Here is a 20,710-nt window from a genome sequence, read left to right as displayed (position 1 = left end):
GTGGGAGACGGGCGTGGAGCGCGCCGGACCGTGGCGGAGGTCCGCCCGCGGACGGGCCCGGTACCGGACGGGCCGGACGGTGGGACAGGACCGGACGCTTCGGGTGTTTCGGCGACCCGGCGTGCGGGGGCGCCGCAGGATCAGCGCCCGGCCACCGCGTGCTGCGCCCGGTAGGCGGAGAGGGGGCTGGAAGCGTCGAGGTAGGTCCAGGGGAACGAGGTGACGAGTCCGTCGGTGGCCTGGAAGGCCGCGCGGGCGTACTCGCGGTCCCCGGCGAGCGCGAAGGCCATGGCGAAGGAGTTGGCGACCTGGAGCCGGTTGTCCCGGCGGACGAAGTCCGGGTGCCGGAAGGAGTGGTCGGCGGCGGCTCGGAGGGACTCGACCACCTCGCGCCGGCGCGGGTAGGACTGCTGCTCCCGGTCGTCCAGGGAGAGCCACTCCTCGATGTGCGCGACGGCGACGAGCTGTCCCAGCGCCGTGCCGCCGGGAGCCTCGAAGGCGGACGTCCGCGCGAAGGCGTGCATCTCCTCGTGCGAGCCGCCCCACTTGTCGCAGACCTGCTGCAGCTGCTGCTGGTGCGCCCCCAGGTGGTGCGGGTCGCGGCGGACCGTGGCCTCGAACCGGCGGCGTGCGGTGGACTGGCCGACCTGCAGGCCGCGGCCGGTGAGCTGGAGGGCGTACCAGGGTGAGGTCCAGTGCGGCTCTCGCTCGGCCACCTCGTACAGTCGGTCCTCGGCCGTGCGCAGTCGCGCGTGGAAGGTGTCGAACTGCTCACGCGACACGTGCTCCGCGCGTGCGCTGGTCCGGGCCTCCCATCCCCACGTGATATGCCGGATGCCCGCCACGAGCCGGGGCAGGGCGGCGCCGGGCTCCGCCTCGATCACGTCCGCGATCCACCGTTCCACCCCCTGGGTCTCGCCGACGGCCCACAGCAGCGCGGTCCGGTCCTCGCTCTCGGGACGCGCTTCGAGCACCTCCCGCACGGTGTTCCAGTCCGCCGCCTCGGCGGCCTCACGCACCCTCGGTGCGTCGGGATCGCCGGAGTCCTCGATCAGCCGCGCGCCCGGCCGGCCTACCCATTTCCCCAGCGTGAGCCCCCACTCACGAAGCAACGCCATGTCCCCACCCCTTGATGTGTGCGGGGGCCGATGATCACCCCCTCGTGGTGGTAGTGACTATCACGCACGACCGACAATCGCACAGTCGTTTGTCGACCGCCGCCGCTCCCGGAGCCCCCATGCGGGGTGCGGGGTGCGGATGTGGGGTGGGGAAGCGAACGGCGCTTCCCGCCGGCCGGGGGCCTCACCGCGCGGGTGGGGGGACGGCGCCGCGACCGGCGCTCAGGATGCCTTGACAGCCCGCAGGACCACGAACTTCGGGTCGCTCGCGACGAGTTCGCAGCGCCCGAAGATCCGGCGGAGGCTGACGTGGTAGCCGAGGTGCCGGTTGCCGACGACCCACAGTTCACCGCCCGGCCGGAGCACGCGGCGGGCGTCGGTGAACATCCGCCGGGCGGTGCGGTCGGTGGTCGCCTGGTGGCTGTGGAACGGCGGGTTGTTCAGGACCAGGTCGGCCGATTCCGTCGGGAGGTCGGCCAGGCCGTCCCCGGTGACGAACGCGGCGGAGCGGCCGGGTTCGGCGTGGGTACGGAAGTTCTCCTTCGCCGAGGCGACGGCCTGGTAGGACTCGTCGGTGAAGACCAGGTCCGCGTCGGGCTCGGCGAGCGCGACGGCCAGGCCCACGACGCCGTTGCCGCAGCCGAGGTCGACGACGCGGGCGCGGCCGAGCCCCCGGGGCAGGTGACGGAGGAGGACCCGGGTGCCGATGTCGAGGCGGTCGGCGCAGAAGACGCCGGCGTGGTTGGTGACCGTCCGGCCCGCGACGGTCCCGGCGTCGGCGGGGAGCGCATACCGGTGCGGCCAGGGGTTCACGCCCCGCTCCGGTGCCGGGTACGGAGTGCAGTGGATCAGCCGCGCCTTCCTGACCGCGAGGGAGGTCCGCGTGGGGCCGAGGACGCTCTCGAACAGCCGGAGCGTGGAGGTGTGGATCTCCTTGACCATGCCGGTGCCGAGGATCACGGTGTCCCGGTGCACGGCGGGCGCCAGCCGGTGCAGCTGGTCCTCCAGGAGGGCGAGGCTCTTGGGGACGCGGACGAGGAGGACGTCGACGCGCGCGGGCGGCGGGTCCTGGGTGGTCAGCAGCCGGACGGCGTCGGGCTTCGCCCCGGAGCGGTCCAGGTTCTCCTCGGTGGCCCGCCGGCCGAGGTAGGAGTCGGAGATCTGCACGAGTCCGGCGGGGTGCCGGGCGGCGAGGGCTGTGGTGAGGGCGCCCCAGCGGTCGCCGAGCACGGCGACGGTGCCCGACAGGTCGGCGCCCGACTCCGCCAGGTGCTCCAGCAGGTACGCGTCGGAGGCGTCCCAGGCGCGCAACGTGTCGCGCGGGTCCGCGGGGAAGCGGGTGAGGGGGAACTCGCCCCAAGGCGTGGTCAGACGGTTCATCGTGCTCTCAGGCTAACCGGTCGGGCGTCCCGGTCCGGCGGGCGTGCGCCGGAGGCGGCACGGGCTGCCGGGTGTCAGTGCGCGATCGCGGCGAGCTGGAGGTTCCACAGACCGGGGCGGCCGGTGAGGGTGACGGTCGACAGCGGCCGTACGTCGACGCTCCAGTAGGTGGCGGGAGGCGCCTTCAGAGCGTAGACGAGGGCGGCCCGCACGACGGCGGGTTCGGCGACGGCGACGATCGCGCCGTCGTCGGCGGGCCGGGTGTCGAGCCAGCCGCCTATCCTCGTGATGAAGCCGAGCAGGCTCTCTCCACCGTGCGGGGCGGTCCGGGGGTCGGCGATCCAGGCGTCGACGGCGGCGGGTTCCTGTGCCGCCACCTCGGCGAGGGTGTAGCCGCGCCAGCGTCCCATGTCACAGTCGCGCAGGGCGGGCTGGGCGAGCGGGGCGTAGCCGAGAGCCGTGCCGGTGGCACGGCTGCGGGGCGTCGGCGAGCAGTAACGCAGTTCGGCCGAGCCGAGCGGCACCAGGGAGTGCGCGGCGAGCTGTACCTCGTACCAGCCGGTCTCGTCGAGCGGCCGGTCGTCGTCGAAGCGTTCGGCGAGCGGGGAGGAACTGCGTGCCGCCGCGACAAGCGTGACCCGAAGACCCATGGGCGCGATCGTGAGGCCGAAAGCGTGGCAGGTCAAGGGTTAGCCGGCACGCGGCCCGGCTGTCGGTGACGTCAGCGGGGCCGGGCGCTTCAGTTCGCCCCGAGAACCATCCATTTGTCGGGCTCCTGGAGCGGCTGAAAGCCGATCTTCTCGTAGACGCCGTGGGCATCGGCGGTGGCCAGCATGACGCGGCGCAGCCCGTAGGGCTCCAGGTGGGTGCGGACGGCGGCGACCAAGGCCGTACCGAGCCCCGTCCCGCGTGCGGACCGGTCGACGTAGACGTCGCAGAGCCACGCGAAGGTGGCACGGTCGGTGACGATCCGCGCGTAGGCGGTCATCTCTCCGCTCTCGCGGTGATAGGCGCCGAAGTTGAGTGATCCGTCGATGGCGCGGTCCTGGGTGTCGCGGGACCGGCCGAGGGCCCAGTAGGAGTCGGTGGAGAGCCAGTGGTGGACCCGGCTCCGGTCGATCCGCTCGGGGTCGGCGGAGAACTCGTGGGCCCCGTGCGTGAGGCCGGGGATGCTGGTCGCGTCGCTCATGGCCCGAAGGTTTTCAGGTGGCCGCCTCGTTTGTCAGGCGCGTTTCGCCGGGTGGACGCTCACGGCTCGCCGTGCCCCCTGCGCCGGGGGACCGTCCGGCACCCGTGCCGCGACCGGGTCCCGCCGCGCGGGCGCCCGCCTCCTCATCCGCCGAGTTCGTCCAGCGCGGTCCGCAGCCGGCGCACGCCCTCGGCGATCTCCACCGGGCCGGCCACGCCCGCGAAGCTCAGGCGGACGTGCCCGGCGGGCGGCTCGGCGCAGAAGTACGGGCGGCCGGGGGCGATGGCCACGCCCGTGCGCAGGGCGGTGGCGTGGAGGGCCGACTCGGGTACGCCGTCGGGCAGCCGGAGCCAGAGGTGGTAGCCGCCGGAGGGGACGGGGGACAGCGTCAGTTCGGGCAGGTGCAGGGCGAGCGCCCCGGTCATACCGTCCCGGCGGCTTCTCAGTTCCTGTGCGACGGCGCGCAGGTGGCGGCTCCAGGCGGGTGAGCCGACGAGTTCCAGGGCGGCCTCCTGGAGGGGGCGCGGGACGAAGAAGGTGTCGACGACCTGGATGGCGCGGAGGCGTTCCAGGACCGGGCCGCGGGCCGCGAGTGCGCCTACCCGCAGGCTCGGCGAGGTCGCCTTGGTCAGCGAGCAGACGTGGACGACGACGCCGTCCGGATCCTCGGCGGCCAGCGGCGGGGGCGGTGGGGGCGCGTCCTCGTGCACGAGACGGCGTGCGAAGTCGTCCTCGACGACGAAGGCCCCGGCGGCACGGGCGATGGCGACGACCGCGCGGCGCCGTTCGACGGTGAGCACGGCCCCGGTCGGGTTCTGGAACAGCGGCTGGCAGACGAGGACCCGGGCTCCGGTGGCACGGAAGGCCGCCTCCAGGAGGTCCGGGCGGACACCGTCGGCGTCCGCGGGCACGGGCACGGGGCGCAGGCCGGAGGCCCGGGCGACCGCGAGCATCCCGGGATAGGTGGGGGACTCGACGAGGACGGGCGTGCCCGGCGGGGCGAGTGCGTGCAGGGCGGTGGTGATCGCGGACTGGCCGCCGGCGGTGATCAGAACGTCGGCCGCCGTGACGCGTCCGCCGATCTCCCGGGCGAACCACTCCCGCAGTTCGGGCAGTCCGTCCATGGGCGGCCTGCTCCAGGCGCCGGGGCGGCGGCCGGCGCGTGCCAGGGCTGCGGCGAGGGCCCGCTCGGGCTGGAGCGAGGGATGGAGGTATCCGCCGTTGAACTCGATCACGCCCGGCGGTGGCGCCGTGAGGGTGACCAGCACGCCGGAGGCGTCGACGGCCCGCGGGACGAGTTCGGTGGCGCTGTCGGCGCTGAGCGCGACCTCCTGCCAGGAGGTGTCCCCCACCGCCGGGGTCGGAGTGCGGGGCGCGGCCCGGAAGGCGCCGGCGCCGGGGCGGGTGACGACCAGCCCTTCGGCGGCGAGCTGGGCGAGGGCCCGGGTGACCGTCACCGGGGAGACGCGGTAGCGCTCGACCAGGGCGCGACTCGACGGCAGCTTTCCACCAGGAGAGTAGCGGTCAAGCTCCGCTTTGAGTGATTTAGCCAGTTCAGCAACACTGCTACGCTCAGACATGACAGCACAGGATAGCGTTACTCGACCCAGCGCGATAGCGGTCAGCGGTGCGGACCTCGGGCCCGCCCAGCGCAGTGGAACCCTTCTCGCGGGACTCGGCGTCGTCGGCTTCTCGCTCACCTTCCCCTCGACCGTGTGGGGGCTGGAGAGTTTCGGACCGTGGTCGCTGGTCACACTGCGCTCCACGCTGGCGGCAGTGATCGCCGGGGCGTTCCTGCTCGCACTGCGGGTACCGCTGCCCGACCGCCGGCACTGGGCTGGGCTCGCCGTCGTCGCCGGCGGCGTGGTGATCGGTTTCCCGCTGCTGACCAGCCTCGCCCTCCAGACCTCCACCACCTCGCACGCGGCCGTCGTCGTGGGCCTGCTGCCGCTCACCACGGCGGCCTTCGCCGCCCTGCGCACCGGCCGCCGCCCCTCCCGAGCGTTCTGGACCGCGGCCTTCGCGGGCGCGGCCGTCGTCATCGGCTTCACGCTGGCCGAGAGCGGTGGGGCGCCGTCGGCCGGTGACCTCCACCTCTTCGGCGCGCTCCTCGTCTGCGCGGCCGGCTACACCGAGGGCGGCCGACTCGCACGGCACATGCCGGGCTGGCAGGTCATCGGCTGGGCCCTGGTCCTCTGCCTGCCGGTCATGGCGGCCGGAACGGTCGTCGCCCTGAGCGTGGAGCCGGTGCGGCTGAACGCCCACGGGATGGCCGGGCTGGCCTGGGTGGCGGCCGTGTCGACCTTCGCCGGAATGTACGTCTGGTATCGCGGCATGGCGGCGATCGGCATCGCCAAGGCCAGCCAGCTCCAGCTCGCGCAGCCGCTGCTGACGCTGGTCTGGTCGGTATCACTGCTGGATGAGCGCCTGTCGCCGGCCGCGCCGGCCGCCGCCGTCGCGGTCCTGGCCTGCATCGCCGTGACTCAGCGCGCACGGAGCTGAGCAACCGGCGGGCCGGTCGCCGAAGTGACGCGGGTCACCCTCCCGGACGTAGACTGCGAAGTACGACAAGCCCGGCCGCGAGGAGGCCACCCGATGCAAGCGAGCAAGGGCGACAAGCTGCTGGTGCACGGCCGGACCGTCGGTCATCACGACCGTACGGCCGAGGTCATGGAGGTACTGGGCGAGAACGGCACTCCCCCGTACCGCGTGCGGTTCGACGACGACGGGCACGAGGCCCTGATGGCACCGGGCCCGGACACCGTCGTACGCCATCACGAGAAGACCTGAGCGGAACGGCTCCGGGCGGCACTCCGGGCCCACGTGCGGGTGCCGGAGCGCGGCGCGCGGGGCCGCCGCCGACCGGGGCCGTCAGCGCGGCGGCCGGGCCCTGGCCGGATAGTGGTCGGCGACCACGAGGTCCATCGCACCGTCGCGGTCCACGCCGACCTCCTTCGCGGAGAAGTAGCAGTGTCCGCGCACGCCGTCGTACCGGGCGGCGAGCGTGAGGTGCCGGGACAGCTCCCGGGGGTCCTGCCAGGCCGCGGGCTGGGCCGGGTCACCGCACTTGTGGAGCGCCTCGCCGATGTAGAGGCCCACGCCGGTGCCGCGGACGACCCCGTCCCACCACGGCACCAGAGCGGCGTAGTCGGCGGCGGCGAACCCGATGTTCCAGTACACCTGCGGGACGATGTAGTCGATCCAGCCCTCCCTGACCCATCTCCTGGTGTCGGCGTACAGGTCGTCGTAACTCTGTACGCCGGCCCGGGTGTCCGAGCCCTCGGGATCGGTGGTGGCGTTGCGCCAGACACCGAAAGGGCTCACGCCGAAGCCCACCCGCCGCCCGAGTGCCCTGATCCGGCCGGCCGTCTCGGAGACCAGCAGATCGACGTTGTTCCGCCGCCAGGACGCCTTGTCGGGGAAGCCCCCGCCGTACTCCGCGAACGCGGCGTCGTCGTCGAGGGCCTGCCCGGCCACCGGATACGGGTAGAAGTAGTCGTCCCAGTGCACGGCGTCGACGTCGTAGCGGCGGACCGCGTCCAGCATGGCGTCCTGGACGAACCGCCGGACCTCGGGCAACCCGGGGTGGTAGTAGAGCTTCCCGCCGTACGGCAGGACCCATTCGGGATTCAGCCGGGCGGGATGACCGGGCGCCAGGTGGGCGGGGTCCGTGTGTGCGATGCGATACGGGTTGAACCAGGCGTGCAGTTCGAGGCCGCGCGCGTGGGCTTCCTCCACGGCCGTGCCCAGCGGGTCCCAGCCGGGATCACGGCCCTGGACGCCGGTGAGGCACTGCGCCCACGGTTCGTAGGGCGAGGGCCACAGCGCGTCCGCGGTGGGCCGGACCTGGAGGACGACCGCGTTCAGCCGGCGGGCGACCGCCGTGTCCAGGTGGGTGAGGAGTTCGGCCCGCTGCTCCCCGGCGGTGAGCCCCGGGCGCGAGGGCCAGTCGCGGTTGGCGACCGTCGCCAGCCACATGCCCCGGAACTCCCGGGTCCGGCGTGCTCCCACGCCGGACCCGGGGGCGGTGGTGCGCGCGGAGGCGCCGGTCAGCCCGGCGCACGCGAGCACCGCCCCCGTCGCGCCCGTCACGAACCCTCTTCTGCCGATAGGACACACTTTGTCACCCCTCATGTGTCGGATACGTCACAGCTACCCGGACAGCATGCCCACCCCGGGGCGATCGATCATCGGTAGATGCGGAGTACCGTCGTGTGGTCGAGGCGGACGCACCGGAATCACACGGGGCCCGCCGCCAGAGAAGAGCGAAAGGCACGAGGTGACGGACTCCATGGCCGACATTGAGCGCGTCGGAGTGGTGGGCTGCGGCCAGATGGGCGCGGGCATCGCTGAGGTGTGTGCCCGCAGCGGCCTCGAGGTGATGGTCGCGGAGACCACCGGCGAGGCGCTGGAGATCGGTCGCACGCGGCTCTACAACTCGCTGTCGAAGGCCGCCGAACGCGGCAAGATCAGCGAGGAGGAGCGGGACGAGACGCTGGCGCGGCTCAGCTTCACCACCGACCTGGGCGAGTTCGCCGACCGCGACCTCGTCATCGAGGCCGTCGTGGAGAACGAGCAGGTGAAGACCGAGATCTTCCAGGTGCTCGACCAGGTCATGACGCGTCCCGACGCGATCCTGGCCTCGAACACCTCTTCCATCCCGCTGGTGAAGCTGGCCGTGGCGACCGCACGTCCCGACCAGGTCATCGGCATCCACTTCTTCAACCCGGCCCCGGTGCAGAAGCTCGTCGAGCTGATCCCGGCCCTCACCACCTCCGAGGGCACCATCAGCCGGGCGCAGATGTTCGCGGAGAAGGTGCTGGGCAAGCACGCGATCCGCGCACAGGACCGTTCCGGTTTCGTGGTCAACGCGCTGCTGGTGCCGTACCTGCTCTCCGCGATCCGGATGTTCGAGTCGGGCATCGCCAGCCGCGAGGACATCGACAACGGCATGGAGTTCGGCTGCGCCCACCCCATGGGCCCGCTGAAGCTGTCGGACCTGATCGGCCTGGACACCATCGCCTCGATCGCCGACTCGATGTACAGCGAGTTCAAGGAGCCGCTGTACGCCGCTCCCCCGCTGCTCCAGCGGATGGTGGACGCGGGGCGGCTCGGTCGCAAGACGGGTTCGGGCTTCTACCCGTACGCCTGACGGACCGTCCGGCGCGCGGCCCCCGGCCGTGCTCCCGCAACCGCCGTCCGGCCGGCCCGTCCCCCCGCACAGGGGCGGACCGGCCGGCGCCGCGCGGAGCCGGTCCTCGGCCCAGCCGGTGCTCAGCCGAGCCTGATGTGGTGCAGCATCAGCAGCCCGGCCGCCATGCTCGCGGCCGGGATCTCCCCCCGGGAGATCATGTCCGGGACCAGCTTGAGCGGTATCCACTCCCGCCGCGACGACTCGAAGTCGTCCTCGGGAGGTCCGATGTAGGTGGCCTCCTCCGTCCAGTAGAGATGGTGCCGGGCATCGGTGAGGCCGTTCGACGGTTCCACCGTGAGCAGATGACGCAGCGGCCCAGGGCGCCAGCCCGTCTCCTCCTCCATCTCCCGGGCGGCGGCCGAGGCGACGGACTCGCCGTCCTCGACGACACCGGCGGCCAGTTCCCAGCCCCAGCTGTCGGTGATGAAGCGGTGGCGCCAGAGCATCAGCACCTCGTTGGCCTCGTTGACGACGGTCGCGACGGCCACCGGGCGCAGGCGGATCAGATAGTGGTCCAGGTGGCGGCCGTCCGGGATGACGACGTCCGCGAGGTTCACCTGGAACCAGCGGTTCTCGTACACCGCTTGTTCACTTAGTTTCGTCCACTGCATGTTTCTGCCACCTTCCGATTGGTCGGTGGCAATATGGCAGCAGCAGCGGACTCACAGGGGAACGCGCAGCGCCCCTTCGACGAGCTCCGCGGCCTCACGCGCGTCCGCGCAGTCGGCGGCCAGCAGACGCTCCCTCACCAGCCGCAGCCGGTCACGCAGCCGCTGCGACTCCATCCCCCGCGCGCGCTCGGTCATCTCCACCGCGATCCGCGCCGCCTCGTCGGCGTCCCCCTGCCGCAGTTCGATCTGACAGAGCATCGCGAGCCGGTGCACCCTGCCGCGGTCGTGGGCCGGGGTCCCCACCGCCGCGAGAGCGTGCTCCCGGGCCGCCGGCAGGTCCCCGAGGCTGAGGAGCGCCTCGGCGACCTGCACGTTGACGAGGCCGGGCTGGACATACCCGGTCTCGGCCGGCTCGTGGACGGGCCGGATCCGCACGGCCTCCGCCTCCGCCCGCCGGATGCAGCCCAACGCGGCCGTCCCGTCGCCGAGATGGGCGTACGCCTTCGCCTGCATCGCCGACAGGTCGGCGGCGAGCGCCGGAGTGATCTCCGGCCTGGCCGAGCGCAGCGCCGCCTCCGCGAAGGCCACCGCCTGCCGGTACTCCCCCATGAACAGAGACTGGTTGACGAGCAGCGCGATCACATAGGCGCCGAGTCCACGGTCGCCACTCGCCTTGGCCAGCCGCAGCGCCTGGTGGAAGTAGCGCTGGGCGAGGCCCAGGGCGTCCGAGTCGTAGGCGCAGATCCCGGCCACCGCGACCAGCCCGCCGGTGGCCCGGTGCAGTCGGCGGCCCAGGCCGTCGCTGTAGGAACCCCGGAGCAGTGGCGCCGTCTCGGAGTTGAGGAAGCCGGCGATCCGCGCCCGCGTCGCGATGCCCCCGGCCTTGCGGTACATCTGCTCGTAGTGCGCACGCGCCGCGCCGAGCATCGTGATGTCGGCCGTCGAGACCCGGGTGAGGCCGTCCCGGGAGACGTCGGCGTCCTCGGGCGGATTCTCCCACTCCCAGACCGGCATGACCGCGGGTGTGCCCGTGACGGCCTGCGCCCCGAGCAGGTGAGGACGTTGTTGCGCGTCGGAACGCCACAGCGCTGTGGCCCGCTCGACGAACCCGGACAGCGGGGAACCCTGCGGGGCGGCGGCCCCCGGTACGCCGAGGCCGATGTCGTCGAGGGTGACCGCGCGGTGCAGCCGTGCCGCCAGCACCTCGCAGATCAGGTCGGGTACCTGACCGCGCGGCCGTTGCCCTTTCAGCCAGCGTGCCACGGCGGTGTGTTCGTAGCGCAGGGCCAGGCCCCGGGAACGACCCGCCTGGTTCACGTGCGCGGCGAGACCGGCGTGGGAGACGCCCGCCTCGTCGAGCAGGGCGTCGAGCAGGGTGTTGGGCTGCATGGCCCCTCCGGTGATGCGGTGCGGGACAGCGTAGTGGAGAGCGGTTTCGCACGGGGTGTGAACGAAGTGCCCGTTCCCCGGGTCCGCGCGCTCTGTCGCCCCGTGCGGCCCGCCGGTTGACTGAACTCCCTCGCCGAAAGGCGACAGGGCCGCCGGCTCCCCCCCTTACAGTGCGGCGGTCCGCTCCGCGTCGCCCGCCCTGCGGATCTGCCCGACACTCCCTGGCAGGGCGGGCGACGCCGGCCTCAGGAAACCCGTCGCTCACCGGTGAGGGGAGGATGCGGGCCGGGTACGGCGCAGCCCGGGTTCGGCGGGCTGCGCCGCCACCGGCACGCGGTCGTGGCGGAGCACCAGCGGGTCCGCGTCGTCGGTCGGCCCGCCCCCGTGGGGGCGGAGCGGTGCGGCCTGCACCCGGCGCACCCGTCCAGGCTGCGGCCTCGGACCGTCGCGGACCGCCTCGCCCGGAACCGCTTCGCGCGGGAAGAACCGGCCGGTTCCTGACACGCCGGAGGGGGCCGGCCCCGTGTGTACCAGCCGATTCCGGCTGGTCTCCGGGGCCGGCCCCCTCCAGGGCCGCCGCGCTCACCCGCGGCGCCCGCGCCGGGTGCCGCGGGACGTTCAGACGCCGCGCAGGGTGGCTCCCGTGCGCTCGGCGGCGAGAGCGACGGCCGCGTCCCGCGCGGCGGTGGCCTCGTCGACCGTCAGGGTCCGGTCGCCCGCACGGAACTTCAGGGCGTATGCCAGGGACTTGGTGCCCTCGTCGAGCTGGTCGCCGGTGTAGACGTCGAACAGCCGGACGGACTCGAGGAGTTCGCCCGCCCCCTCGGTCAGAGCGGCCTGGACGTCGGCGGCCGGGACACCGGCGGCGACGACCAGGGCGACGTCCTGGGTGGCGACGGGGAAGGACGAGATCCGGGGGGCCTTCACGGCCCCCGCGTGCGCCTTCTCCAGCAGGTCCAGGTCGATCTCCATGGCACAGCTGCGGGCCGGGAGACCGAACGCCTTGACCACCCGAGGGTGGAGCTCGCCGGCGTGACCGACGAGCACCCGCTCGCCGTCCACCTCGACGTGGAAGGCGGCGCAGCGGCCCGGGTGCCACGGCGCGTGCCGGTCGGCGCTGACGATCAGTTCGACCCCGGCCTCCGCGGCCACGCCGCGGCCGGCCTCGATCGCGTCCGCCCAGTCGGACGGACGGCCCTTGCCCCACCAGCCGGCCTGCTCGCGCGCGCCGGCCAGGACGACGGCGGCGCGGCGCGGCTGGGCGGGCAGCCTGGCGTCGATCCCGGCGATCTCCTCGTCGGTGGGGCGGCGGTCGACGGGCAGCCGGACGGCGACGCCGGACCGTCCCTCGGGCCGGAACACCAGACCGGTCTCGAAGAGCGCCAGGTCGTGGCTGCCCCGGCTGTCGTTGCGACGGAGCGAGCCGAGCAGCCCCGGGAGCAGGGTCGTACGGAGTGCGGGCTCCTCGTCCGACAGCGGGTTCACCAGCTTCACCAGGAGGCGGCGGGCGTCGTCCGCGTCGAGACCGAGGTCGTCCAGGGACTGCTCGCCGATGAACGGGTAGTTCAGCGCCTCGACGTAGCCTGCGCCGGCCAGGGTGCGGCCCACCCGGCGGTGGAAGCGCTGGCGCTCGGTGAGCCCGCGGCCGGCCGGAGGCTTCGGGAGGGTGGAGGGCAGGTTCTCGTAGCCCTCCAGCCGGATGACCTCCTCGGCGAGGTCGTTCGGCTCGTTGAGGTCGGGGCGCCAGGACGGCACGGTCACGACGAGCTCGTCCTGACCGTAGACGTCGCAGCCGACCTCCTGCAGGCGGCGGACGACGGTCTCGCGGCCGTAGGCGACGCCCGCGACCCTGTCCGGGTGGTTCGCCGGCAGGGTGATCGTGCGGGGCGCGGACGGGGCGACGATCTCGGTGACCCCGGCCTCGGCCGTGCCGCCGGCCAGCAGCACCAGGAGGTCCGCGGTGCGCTGCGCGGCGGCCGCCGCGGCCTGCGGGTCCACACCGCGCTCGAAGCGCTTCGACGCCTCGGAGCCCAGCTTGTGCCGGCGGGCGGTGCGGGCCACGGAGATCGCGTCGAAGTGCGCGGCCTCGATGACGACCTCCGTGGTCGCGGTCGTCTCGTCGGCGTGGTCGGCGATCTCCGTGTCGGCGCCGCCCATGACACCGGCGATGCCGATCGGCCCACGGTTGTCGACGATGACCAGGTCCGCGCCGTCCAGGACGCGCTTCACGCCGTCCAGGGTGGTGATCTTCTCACCGGCGGCGGCGCGGCGGACCCCGATGGGGCCGTCGAGCCGGGTGCGGTCGTAGGCGTGCAGCGGCTGACCGAGCTCCAGCATCACGTAGTTGGTGACGTCGACGGCCAGCGAGATGGGACGCATGCCCGCCTTCTGCAGACGGCGCCGCATCCAGATCGGGGTGCGGGCCTCCGGCTCGAGCCCGACGACGGTGCGCGCGGTGAAGCGGTCGCAGCCGACCGGGTCGGCGATCTGGACCGGGTAGCCGTAGGAGTTCGGCGCCGGGACGTCGAGCAGCGCCGGATCACGCAGCGGCAGGCCGTACGCGGTGGCGGTCTCGCGGGCGACTCCGCGGATCGACAGGCAGTAGCCGCGGTCGGGTGTGACGGCGATGTCGAGGACCTCGTCGTACAGCTCCAGGAGCGCCGTGGCGTCGGTGCCGACCTCGAGCTCGCGCGGCAGCACGATGATGCCGTTCGTACCGTCGTCGCCCATGCCGAGCTCGTCGCCGGAGCAGATCATGCCGCGGGAGACACGGCCGTATGTCTTGCGCTCGGCGATCCGGAAGTCTCCGGGGAGGACCGCGCCGGGCAGCGCGACGACGACCTTGTCGCCCTCGGCGAAGTTCCGGGCGCCACAGATGATCTCCTGGGGCTCACCCGTGCCCCCGGCCCGGCCCACGTCGACGGTGCAGAAGCGGATGGGCTTCTTGAACTCCGTCAGTTCCTCGATGGTGCGGACCTGGCCGACCACCAGCGGTCCGGTCAGACCGGCGCCGAGCTGCTCGACGCTCTCGACTTCGAGTCCTGCCGAGATGAGCTTGGCCTGGACGTCTCGTCCGGTCTCCGTCGCCGGCAGGTCGACGTACTCCCGCAGCCAAGAAAGCGGGACCCGCATCAGATCTCCATCCCGAACGGCCGGGTGAACCGGACGTCACCCTCGACCATGTCTCGCATGTCATCGACGTTGTGGCGGAACATCAGCATCCGCTCGATTCCGAACCCGAAGGCGAAACCGCTGTACTTCTCCGGGTCGACACCGCAGGCGACGAGCACCTTCGGGTTGACCATGCCGCAGCCGCCCAGCTCGATCCAGCCCTCGCTGCCGCAGGTGCGGCACGGCCGGTCCGGGTTGCCGACGGACTCGCCGCGGCAGACGTAGCAGAGCATGTCCATCTCGGCGGACGGCTCGGTGAAGGGGAAGAAGTTCGGGCGGAGCCGGGTCTTCATGGCGGGACCGAAGAGCGCCTGGACCATGTGGTCCAGGGTGCCCTTGAGGTCCGCCATGGTCAGGCCCTCGTCGACGGCGAGCAGCTCGATCTGGTGGAAGACCGGGGTGTGCGTGGCGTCGAGCTCGTCGGTGCGGTAGACGCGGCCGGGGCAGACGACGTACACCGGGGGCTCCCGGTCGATGAGCGCGCGGGCCTGCACCGGAGAGGTGTGGGTGCGCAGCACGACGCCGGACTCGTCGCCGGTGGTCGCCTTGCCGTCGGCGGTGGTTCCCTCGACGAAGAAGGTGTCCTGCATCTGGCGGGCCGGATGGTCCGGCACGAAGTTCAGGGCGTCGAAGTTGAACCACTCGGCCTCGACCTCGGGGCCTTCGGCGACCTCGTATCCCATGGAGACGAAGACGTCGGCGACCCGCTCCATGAGCGTGGTCAGCGGGTGGCGGGCGCCGGCGGGGACGCGGTCGTACGGAAGGGTGACGTCCACCGCCTCCTCGACGAGGACGCGCGCGTCGCGCTCGGCCTCCAGGTCGGCCTGCCGGGCGGCGAGGGCCTTGGAGACGGCACCACGGGCCTGGCCCACCAGCTTGCCCGCGGCGGCCTTGGCCTGCGGCGGCAGCGCGCCGATCTCCCGGTTGGCGAGCGCGAGCGGCGAGGTGCCACCGGTGTGGGCGACCTTGGCGTGCGCGAGCGCGTCGAGGTCACCCGCGGCGGCGAAGGCGGCGAGCGCCTCGTCCCGCATGCGCTCGATCTCTTCCGGTTTCAAGGCCTCGACCTCGACCGGGTCGTACGACTTATTGGGTGCGGACATCTCTTCCCGTGCTTCCGTTTGGCTGGCTGGGCGCGGCCCCGCTCGACGACAAGGGCGCAAACGTGCCAAAGGTCGAGTCTAACGGGGTGCGAGGACGCGGATGAGCCCGTGGGCCGCCCGGACGGCTGATGATCTCGTCAGACGAGATAGGCCGGGGTGCCGACGGGCAGGATAAATCGAAACTCGGCGCCGCCCCGCGGGCCGCGTCCGACGGTGATCGTCCCACCGTGGGCCTCGACGATGCCCTTGACGATGTACAGGCCGAGACCGGTGCCACCGCGCTTGCTCCCCCGCCAGAAGCGGGTGAAGACACGGCCCATCGACTCCTCGGGGATGCCAGGGCCTTCGTCGCTCACGGTGACTGCCGTGCCTTTCTCGTCGTCTTCGAGCAGGGCGGGTGCCACCTCGATGGTGACGGTTCCCTCACCGTGCCGCACGGCATTTTCCAGCAGGTTGCCGAGGACCTGGTCCACCTTGTCCGGATCGGCCCAGAGATCGGGCAGCCCCGGCCGTACGCGGACGAAGAACCGGTCGGGCGACTGGCCGCCGGTCGTGTGGACCTGGATGTGGCGGCCGACGGCGGCGGCGATGTCCACGGGTTGGCGGCGCACCTCCAGCCGCCCGGAGTCGATCCGGGAGATGTCGAGCAGTTCGGCGATGAGCCGGGTGATGCGGCCCGCGTCGGCGTCGACGGTCTCCAGCATCAGGCGCTTCTGGGCGTCGGTGAAACGCTCCCACTTGGCCAGCAGGGTCGCCGTGAACCCCTTGACGGAGGTCAGCGGGGAGCGGAGTTCGTGGGCGACGGTGGCGATCAGCTCGGCGTGGCTGCGTTCGGTGCGGCGGCGGGCCTCGGTGCCGCGCAGGCTCACGACCACGCGGCGGACCGGCCCGGTGGGGTGCTCGCGGACGTAGCGCGCGGAGACGAGGACCTCACGGCCACCGGGCAGCAACAGGTTGCGTTCGGGCTGGCCGCTGCGGGTGGCGAGGCCGCCGTACGGGTCGGTGAGGGGCCACCAGCGGCGGCCCTTGAGGTCCTCCAACGGCAGGGCCCGCTCCAGCGGAAGGCCGAGGGCCTGAGGGCCGGGCACCGCGGCGATGCGGGCGGCGGCGGCGTTGAAGCAGACGACCCGTCCCGTCTCGTCGGCGATGACGAGGCCGTCGGGAAGGTCGTCGGGGTCGATGCCGACGAGGTCCCGTGCACCGGGGCACGCCCCTTCGTCGGCGGGCTTTCCCGGTTCCCCCGGGGCACGCGTCGGGGCGCTCTGTGCGTGTGCGGGACTGTCCGTGCCGACCGTCATCCCCGTTCCCCACCCCTCTGTGTAGCGCAGTGGGCCCCCGAGCCCGTCACCCTACTAGGTGGAGGTGGCCGGATGGACCCCCCTCAGGCGATGGTTCGGGTGCGCTGGGCCCGCGCGGAGGCGTAGAGGCACACGGCGGCGGCCGTCGCGAGGTTGAGGCTCTCGGCCTTGCCGTGGATCGGCACGCGCACCACCGCGTCCGCCAGCGCCCGGGTCTCCTCCGGCAGACCCCATGCCTCGTTGCCGAAGACCCAGGCGGTAGGGCCGCCCATGGTGCCGGCGTCCAGTTCGTCGTCCAGGTCGTTCCGGCCCGCCCCGTCGGCGGCCAGGACGCGCACTCCCGCCGCCTTCAGTCCGGCCACGGCCTGTTCGACCGGGACACCGACGGCGACCGGGAGGTGGAACAGCGAACCGACGGAGGCACGGACGGACTTGGGGTTGTACAGGTCGACGGAGGCATCGGTGAGGACGACGGCGTCGGCGCCGGCGGCGTCGGCACAGCGCAGCACGGTGCCGGCGTTCCCGGGGTCGCGGACGTGGGCGAGGACGGCGACGAGCCTGGGTCGGGCGGCGAGGATCTCCTCGAAGGGCGAGTCGAGGAAGCGGCAGACGCCGACCAGGCCCTGCGGGGTCACGGTCTGGGACACCTCGGCGAGGACGGCGTCGGAGGCGTGGTGCACGCGGGCTCCGGACGCGCGGGCCGCTTCCACGATCTCGGCGTGACGCTCGGCGGCCTCGACGGTGGTGAAGAGTTCGACGAGGGTGGGCGCGTCGTCACCGGCACGGTGCGCCACGGCCTCGCGGACGGCCTGCGGTCCCTCGGCGATGAAGAGGCGGTCCTTGCCCCGGAAGTTGCGCTTGGAGAGCCGGCGGGCGGCGACGACGCGCGGCGAACGCGGGGAGATCAGCTCGGGGGTACCCATGGGGTGTGCGGCTTCTTTCGGGGTCCGGGGCGGTGGAAGGCGAGAGGCGGGCGGGCCGGGTGCGGGCTTCGGGAGCCGGGCGGGAGGGCCGTCCAGGGGCGCGTGGCCCGGCCGTCGTACCCGTGGCCGGGGGCGCGCCGCGACGGCCCACGCCGCTGCCGGGTCCTCACCGGACCGGTGCCCCGCCATGCTCCGGACGCGACCGGACCCGCAGGCCGGAAGGGCTGCGGGTCCGGTGCGGAAGATCTGCGGCCTGGATGGTCAGGCAGCGGCCTTCGGGGCGTTGACGTCGGCCGGCAGCGCCTTCTGCGCGACCTCGACCAGCGCCGCGAACGCGTTGGCGTCGTTGACGGCCAGCTCCGCGAGGATCTTGCGGTCCACCTCGATGTTGGCGGCCTTCAGACCCTGGATGAGGCGGTTGTACGTCATGCCGTTCTGGCGGGCAGCGGCGTTGATGCGCTGGATCCACAGCTGACGGAAGTCGCCCTTGCGCTTCTTGCGGTCGTTGTAGTTGTAGACCAGGGAGTGGGTGACCTGCTCCTTGGCCTTGCGGTACAGGCGCGAGCGCTGCCCGCGGTAGCCGGAGGCCGCCTCGAGGATCGCCCGGCGCTTCTTGTGGGCGTTGACTGCCCGCTTGACGCGTGCCACTTGTTAACTCCTTGTAGCGGGGCCGTGGTTGGACTCACACGACCCGGAAACGAATGGGGCCCGGACTGGGCCGGAGGTTCTCGGTCACCGAGAACCGGAGATCAGTCAGATGCCCAGCATCTTCTTGATCTTGGCCGCGTCGCCCGGGGCCATCTCGGCGTTGCCGGTAAGGCGACGCGTCAGCTTGGACGACTTGTGCTCGAGCAGGTGGCGCTTGCCGGCGCGCTCGCGCAGCACCTTGCCGGAGCCGGTGATCTTGAAGCGCTTCTTGGCACCGGAGTGCGTCTTGTTCTTCGGCATCGCGCCGTAATCTCCTCGTCAGTGGCACTCCCCCGGTGCGGGCACCGGACAACCGGGAGCGTCAGATCTTCGTTTGGTGGTTCCGGGCGGGGCCCGGGGCCGCCTGGAGGGCAGCCCCTCAGGTCACGCCTCGGGGTTCTCGACCGGCGCGTCGGCCGGAGCCTCGGCGGCCGGAGCCGTCTCGTCGGGCGTGGTGCCCTGCCGCTCCGCCTTGCGTGCGGCCTGGGCCTCACGCGCCTCGGCCATGGCCTCGGTCTTCTTCTTGTGCGGGCCGAGAACCATGATCATGTTCCGGCCGTCCTGCTTCGGGTTGGACTCGATGAAGCCAAGCTCCTCGACGTCCGAAGCCAGCCGCTGCAGCAGCCGGAAACCGAGCTCGGGGCGGGACTGCTCACGACCACGGAACATGATCGTGATCTTGACCTTGTCGCCCTGCTTGAGGAACCGGACGACGTGACCCTTCTTGGTGTCATAGTCGTGCGGGTCGATCTTCGGCCGGAGCTTCATCTCCTTGATGACCGTGTGCGCCTGGTTCTTGCGCGCCTCACGGGCCTTCATGGCCGATTCGTACTTGAACTTTCCGTAGTCCATGAGCTTGCACACGGGCGGACGGGCGTTCGCCGCGACCTCTACCAGGTCGAGGTCGTACTCCTGTGCCAGCTCCAGGGCCTTGGCAAGCGGAACAATCCCGACCTGCTCGCCGCTGGGACCGACAAGTCGCACCTCGGGAACGCGAATCCGGTCGTTGATGCGGGGCTCGGCGCTGATGGATCCTCCTCGGTAGCACCACACGACCGTCTGGCGGACGGACGCGTAACGTCTGTTTCAAGTGACCAACCGCGCCGGTACATGAAAAATGCCCCGGACGGGACACAGGCGGGGCTCCATGGAAATACCGGAGCACCGCCGCGGTCAACCGCGGGGCGCACATCGGGCGGCTTCCATCGTCCGTACGGAACGATGGGCGCCGCCTGACCGGTGACCCGCCGCCCTGAGGGCGGCCAGGTGGGAGAGCGGAGCCTCCACTTGTGGGCCGGGCACATAGATGTCCGGCCGGTCGTTACACAAGGTTAGCACCGCCCGCGACGGTTTGCTAACCGAGGACCACGCGAAGGGCAAGCGGCGCACCGGCTTATCGTGTGGGCATGAGCGAAACGCCCCCCACCGACTCCCCCGGCTTCGACGAGATGACCCGTGACATCGCGGAGGTCCCCGCCGTCGAGGTCATCGTGACCGTCGCGGTCAACCTGATGAGCGCCGCGGCCGTCAAGCTCGGGCTGACCGAGGACGGCGAGGCCCACAAGGACCTCGACGAGGCCCGCAAGCTGGTGCACGCCCTCGCGGGCCTGCTGGACGCCGGTGCCACGGAGATCAGTTCCTTCCACGCGGCGCCGCTGCGGGACGGCCTGAAGTCCCTCCAGCTGGCCTTCCGCGAGGCCTCGGTCATCCCCGACGAGCCGGGCCAGGGTCCGGGCGAGAAGTACACCGGTCCCGTCTACGGCTAGGACGTGTTGTGAAAGTCCCTCCTGGCCTCCGGGCGGACGGAGCTACTTCCGCAACACGCCCTGCTGGTGCCGCGCCAGGCGGCCTTCGCACTGTCGCGATGTCCGCCCCGGCGAGCGCCACCGTTCATTCCCTGACGTAGAAGGGCTCGCCCGGAGGCGTCGCCGAGACCGGCAGCAGTGCCAGGTCGAGGCCGCGCACCAGGCGGGCCCTCAGCGTCTCGTCGGCGGCCAGGGCACGGGCCACGCGCTGGGCGGCCTCCGCTGGAGCGGTGTCGCCCGCCAGGACCAGGGCGAGCGTCCCGTCGGCGTTGCCGGGCCCGAGGTGAGCCCGCAGAACCGCCGGCTCGGCCGCGACGGCGGCCCGTACCGCCTCGCGCACCGCCGGGTCGTCCAGCGGGGCCGCGCTGGCACGGCCCTCCGCGAGGGCCAGCAGCGCCGGTCCGCTGAGCTGGTACGGCACCGGTCCCGCGAGATCGAGGACCACGGTGTCCGCGTTCTCGTGCGCGGCGGCCTGGAGCGCCTGGCGCAAGGGCACGGCGACGGGGCGGGCGGCCGGGTCCCACCGCGCGAGCGTGTCGGTCGAGGTGAAGGCGGGCAGGGCGCGCCGGTCACCGGCGGTGAGCGTCGGCACCGCCATGTCGCTGGTCTTCTCACGGCGCAGACCCGTCTCCGGGTCCTCCTCGGCCTCGCCGAGGACGGCCACGACGGGCACGAGCAGGCGCGCCGTCCGCAGCGCCGTGAGGACGGGACCGTGTGCGGTCGGGTCCTCCGCCCAGGCCGCGAGGGCCGCGGTGAGTTCGGGATCGGCGGTGCCGTCGTCGTCGGAGAAGCCGGGGTCGGGAATGTTCTTGAGCGCCACCCGACGAGCCTAACCGGCGCGGGGC

The 20,710-nt window shown here is 72.5% G+C and carries 20 protein-coding genes; 4 read left to right on the top strand and 16 right to left on the bottom strand.

Annotated elements, in window-relative coordinates:
• Positions 1–140: 140 nt before the first annotated feature.
• From OG393_RS27275 to OG393_RS27255, 5 genes are all read right to left on the bottom strand, one after another.
• Positions 141–1,118: a hypothetical protein gene (locus OG393_RS27275; RefSeq protein ID WP_327377338.1), complete on the bottom strand. Its 978-nt coding sequence runs from the start codon at positions 1,116–1,118 to the stop codon at positions 141–143.
• Positions 1,119–1,340: 222 nt separating this feature from the next.
• Positions 1,341–2,498: a methyltransferase gene (locus tag OG393_RS27270; protein ID WP_327377337.1), complete on the bottom strand. Its 1,158-nt coding sequence runs from the start codon at positions 2,496–2,498 to the stop codon at positions 1,341–1,343.
• Positions 2,499–2,572: 74 nt separating this feature from the next.
• Positions 2,573–3,148, bottom strand: a complete 576-nt coding sequence (locus tag OG393_RS27265; protein ID WP_327377336.1) for a histidine phosphatase family protein — start codon at positions 3,146–3,148, stop codon at positions 2,573–2,575.
• 89 nt (positions 3,149–3,237) lie between these two features.
• A complete protein-coding gene (locus OG393_RS27260) occupies positions 3,238–3,687 on the bottom strand; it encodes a GNAT family N-acetyltransferase (protein WP_327377335.1) in 450 nt (149 codons plus the stop codon).
• A gap of 143 nt (positions 3,688–3,830) precedes the next feature.
• Complete coding sequence (locus tag OG393_RS27255) at positions 3,831–5,267, bottom strand: aminotransferase-like domain-containing protein (protein ID WP_327377334.1); 1,437 nt, start codon at positions 5,265–5,267, stop codon at positions 3,831–3,833.
• Between OG393_RS27255 and OG393_RS27250 the strand changes: the two genes are divergently transcribed.
• Positions 5,266–6,189 carry a DMT family transporter gene (locus tag OG393_RS27250; RefSeq protein ID WP_327377333.1) on the top strand — a complete coding sequence of 308 codons (924 nt, stop codon included), beginning with the start codon at positions 5,266–5,268 and terminating at the stop codon, positions 6,187–6,189. The genes OG393_RS27255 and OG393_RS27250 overlap by 2 nt on opposite strands.
• A gap of 93 nt (positions 6,190–6,282) precedes the next feature.
• Positions 6,283–6,477: a DUF1918 domain-containing protein gene (locus OG393_RS27245; protein WP_147977177.1), complete on the top strand. Its 195-nt coding sequence runs from the start codon at positions 6,283–6,285 to the stop codon at positions 6,475–6,477.
• 81 nt (positions 6,478–6,558) lie between these two features.
• Here the strand turns inward: OG393_RS27245 and OG393_RS27240 are convergent, their stop codons facing one another.
• Positions 6,559–7,806 carry a glycoside hydrolase family 10 protein gene (locus OG393_RS27240; protein ID WP_442817368.1) on the bottom strand — a complete coding sequence of 416 codons (1,248 nt, stop codon included), beginning with the start codon at positions 7,804–7,806 and terminating at the stop codon, positions 6,559–6,561.
• A 172-nt stretch (positions 7,807–7,978) separates the two neighbouring features.
• Between OG393_RS27240 and OG393_RS27235 the strand changes: the two genes are divergently transcribed.
• Complete coding sequence (locus tag OG393_RS27235; RefSeq protein WP_327377332.1) at positions 7,979–8,839, top strand: 3-hydroxybutyryl-CoA dehydrogenase; 861 nt, start codon at positions 7,979–7,981, stop codon at positions 8,837–8,839.
• 122 nt (positions 8,840–8,961) lie between these two features.
• Here the strand turns inward: OG393_RS27235 and OG393_RS27230 are convergent, their stop codons facing one another.
• From OG393_RS27230 to infC, 9 genes are all read right to left on the bottom strand, one after another.
• A complete protein-coding gene (locus OG393_RS27230; RefSeq protein ID WP_327377331.1) occupies positions 8,962–9,492 on the bottom strand; it encodes an NUDIX hydrolase in 531 nt (176 codons plus the stop codon).
• Between the two features lie 51 nt (positions 9,493–9,543).
• The gene (locus OG393_RS27225) at positions 9,544–10,881 is read right to left on the bottom strand and encodes a transcriptional regulator (protein WP_327377330.1); all 1,338 of its coding nucleotides are present in this window, start codon (positions 10,879–10,881) and stop codon (positions 9,544–9,546) included.
• A gap of 618 nt (positions 10,882–11,499) precedes the next feature.
• Positions 11,500–14,013: a phenylalanine--tRNA ligase subunit beta gene (gene pheT / locus OG393_RS27220; protein WP_327377329.1), complete on the bottom strand. Its 2,514-nt coding sequence runs from the start codon at positions 14,011–14,013 to the stop codon at positions 11,500–11,502.
• Complete coding sequence (pheS, locus tag OG393_RS27215) at positions 14,013–15,152, bottom strand: phenylalanine--tRNA ligase subunit alpha (protein WP_327377328.1); 1,140 nt, start codon at positions 15,150–15,152, stop codon at positions 14,013–14,015. Before pheS ends, pheT begins: the two co-directional genes overlap by 1 nt.
• A gap of 137 nt (positions 15,153–15,289) precedes the next feature.
• On the bottom strand, positions 15,290–16,450 hold the full coding sequence (locus OG393_RS27210; RefSeq protein ID WP_327377327.1) for a sensor histidine kinase: 1,161 nt from the start codon (positions 16,448–16,450) through the stop codon (positions 15,290–15,292).
• 83 nt (positions 16,451–16,533) lie between these two features.
• Positions 16,534–17,373 (bottom strand): TrmH family RNA methyltransferase, encoded by an 840-nt coding sequence (locus OG393_RS27205; RefSeq protein ID WP_327377326.1) that lies wholly within the window; start codon positions 17,371–17,373, stop codon positions 16,534–16,536.
• Between the two features lie 261 nt (positions 17,374–17,634).
• Positions 17,635–18,021, bottom strand: coding sequence for a 50S ribosomal protein L20 (gene rplT / locus OG393_RS27200; protein WP_125652405.1), 387 nt, complete (start codon positions 18,019–18,021; stop codon positions 17,635–17,637).
• Between the two features lie 105 nt (positions 18,022–18,126).
• Positions 18,127–18,321: a 50S ribosomal protein L35 gene (gene rpmI, locus OG393_RS27195; protein ID WP_019884943.1), complete on the bottom strand. Its 195-nt coding sequence runs from the start codon at positions 18,319–18,321 to the stop codon at positions 18,127–18,129.
• A 123-nt stretch (positions 18,322–18,444) separates the two neighbouring features.
• Positions 18,445–19,113, bottom strand: a complete 669-nt coding sequence (gene infC, locus OG393_RS27190; RefSeq protein ID WP_327377325.1) for a translation initiation factor IF-3 — start codon at positions 19,111–19,113, stop codon at positions 18,445–18,447.
• Between the two features lie 353 nt (positions 19,114–19,466).
• Between infC and OG393_RS27185 the strand changes: the two genes are divergently transcribed.
• Complete coding sequence (locus OG393_RS27185) at positions 19,467–19,826, top strand: DUF1844 domain-containing protein (protein ID WP_327377324.1); 360 nt, start codon at positions 19,467–19,469, stop codon at positions 19,824–19,826.
• A gap of 124 nt (positions 19,827–19,950) precedes the next feature.
• Here OG393_RS27185 and OG393_RS27180 read toward each other — a convergent pair whose 3' ends face one another.
• Complete coding sequence (locus tag OG393_RS27180) at positions 19,951–20,685, bottom strand: SseB family protein (RefSeq protein ID WP_327377323.1); 735 nt, start codon at positions 20,683–20,685, stop codon at positions 19,951–19,953.
• Positions 20,686–20,710 lie beyond the last annotated feature (25 nt).

Origin of the sequence: Streptomyces sp. NBC_01216, assembly GCF_035994945.1 — a bacterium.
GTDB lineage: Bacteria > Actinomycetota > Actinomycetes > Streptomycetales > Streptomycetaceae > Streptomyces.
The sequence above is the reverse complement of the archived record's forward strand: the minus strand, read 5'-3'. Positions and strand labels throughout refer to the sequence as shown.

Excerpts from the sequence above, each read along its gene's own strand:
- OG393_RS27250 (WP_327377333.1), top strand. The coding sequence starts at position 5,266 with ATGACAGCACAGGATAGCGTTACTCGACCCAGCGCGATAGCGGTCAGC.
- OG393_RS27260 (WP_327377335.1), bottom strand. The coding sequence starts at position 3,687 with ATGAGCGACGCGACCAGCATCCCCGGCCTCACGCACGGGGCCCACGAG.
- rpmI (WP_019884943.1), bottom strand. The coding sequence starts at position 18,321 with ATGCCGAAGAACAAGACGCACTCCGGTGCCAAGAAGCGCTTCAAGATC.
- OG393_RS27265 (WP_327377336.1), bottom strand. The coding sequence starts at position 3,148 with ATGGGTCTTCGGGTCACGCTTGTCGCGGCGGCACGCAGTTCCTCCCCG.
- OG393_RS27235 (WP_327377332.1), top strand. The coding sequence starts at position 7,979 with ATGGCCGACATTGAGCGCGTCGGAGTGGTGGGCTGCGGCCAGATGGGC.
- OG393_RS27245 (WP_147977177.1), top strand. The coding sequence starts at position 6,283 with ATGCAAGCGAGCAAGGGCGACAAGCTGCTGGTGCACGGCCGGACCGTC.
- pheS (WP_327377328.1), bottom strand. The coding sequence starts at position 15,152 with ATGTCCGCACCCAATAAGTCGTACGACCCGGTCGAGGTCGAGGCCTTG.
- OG393_RS27210 (WP_327377327.1), bottom strand. The coding sequence starts at position 16,450 with ATGACGGTCGGCACGGACAGTCCCGCACACGCACAGAGCGCCCCGACG.
- OG393_RS27225 (WP_327377330.1), bottom strand. The coding sequence starts at position 10,881 with ATGCAGCCCAACACCCTGCTCGACGCCCTGCTCGACGAGGCGGGCGTC.
- OG393_RS27275 (WP_327377338.1), bottom strand. The coding sequence starts at position 1,118 with ATGGCGTTGCTTCGTGAGTGGGGGCTCACGCTGGGGAAATGGGTAGGC.
- OG393_RS27255 (WP_327377334.1), bottom strand. The coding sequence starts at position 5,267 with ATGTCTGAGCGTAGCAGTGTTGCTGAACTGGCTAAATCACTCAAAGCG.
- OG393_RS27230 (WP_327377331.1), bottom strand. The coding sequence starts at position 9,492 with ATGCAGTGGACGAAACTAAGTGAACAAGCGGTGTACGAGAACCGCTGG.
- pheT (WP_327377329.1), bottom strand. The coding sequence starts at position 14,013 with ATGCGGGTCCCGCTTTCTTGGCTGCGGGAGTACGTCGACCTGCCGGCG.
- OG393_RS27270 (WP_327377337.1), bottom strand. The coding sequence starts at position 2,498 with ATGAACCGTCTGACCACGCCTTGGGGCGAGTTCCCCCTCACCCGCTTC.
- OG393_RS27185 (WP_327377324.1), top strand. The coding sequence starts at position 19,467 with ATGAGCGAAACGCCCCCCACCGACTCCCCCGGCTTCGACGAGATGACC.
- OG393_RS27205 (WP_327377326.1), bottom strand. The coding sequence starts at position 17,373 with ATGGGTACCCCCGAGCTGATCTCCCCGCGTTCGCCGCGCGTCGTCGCC.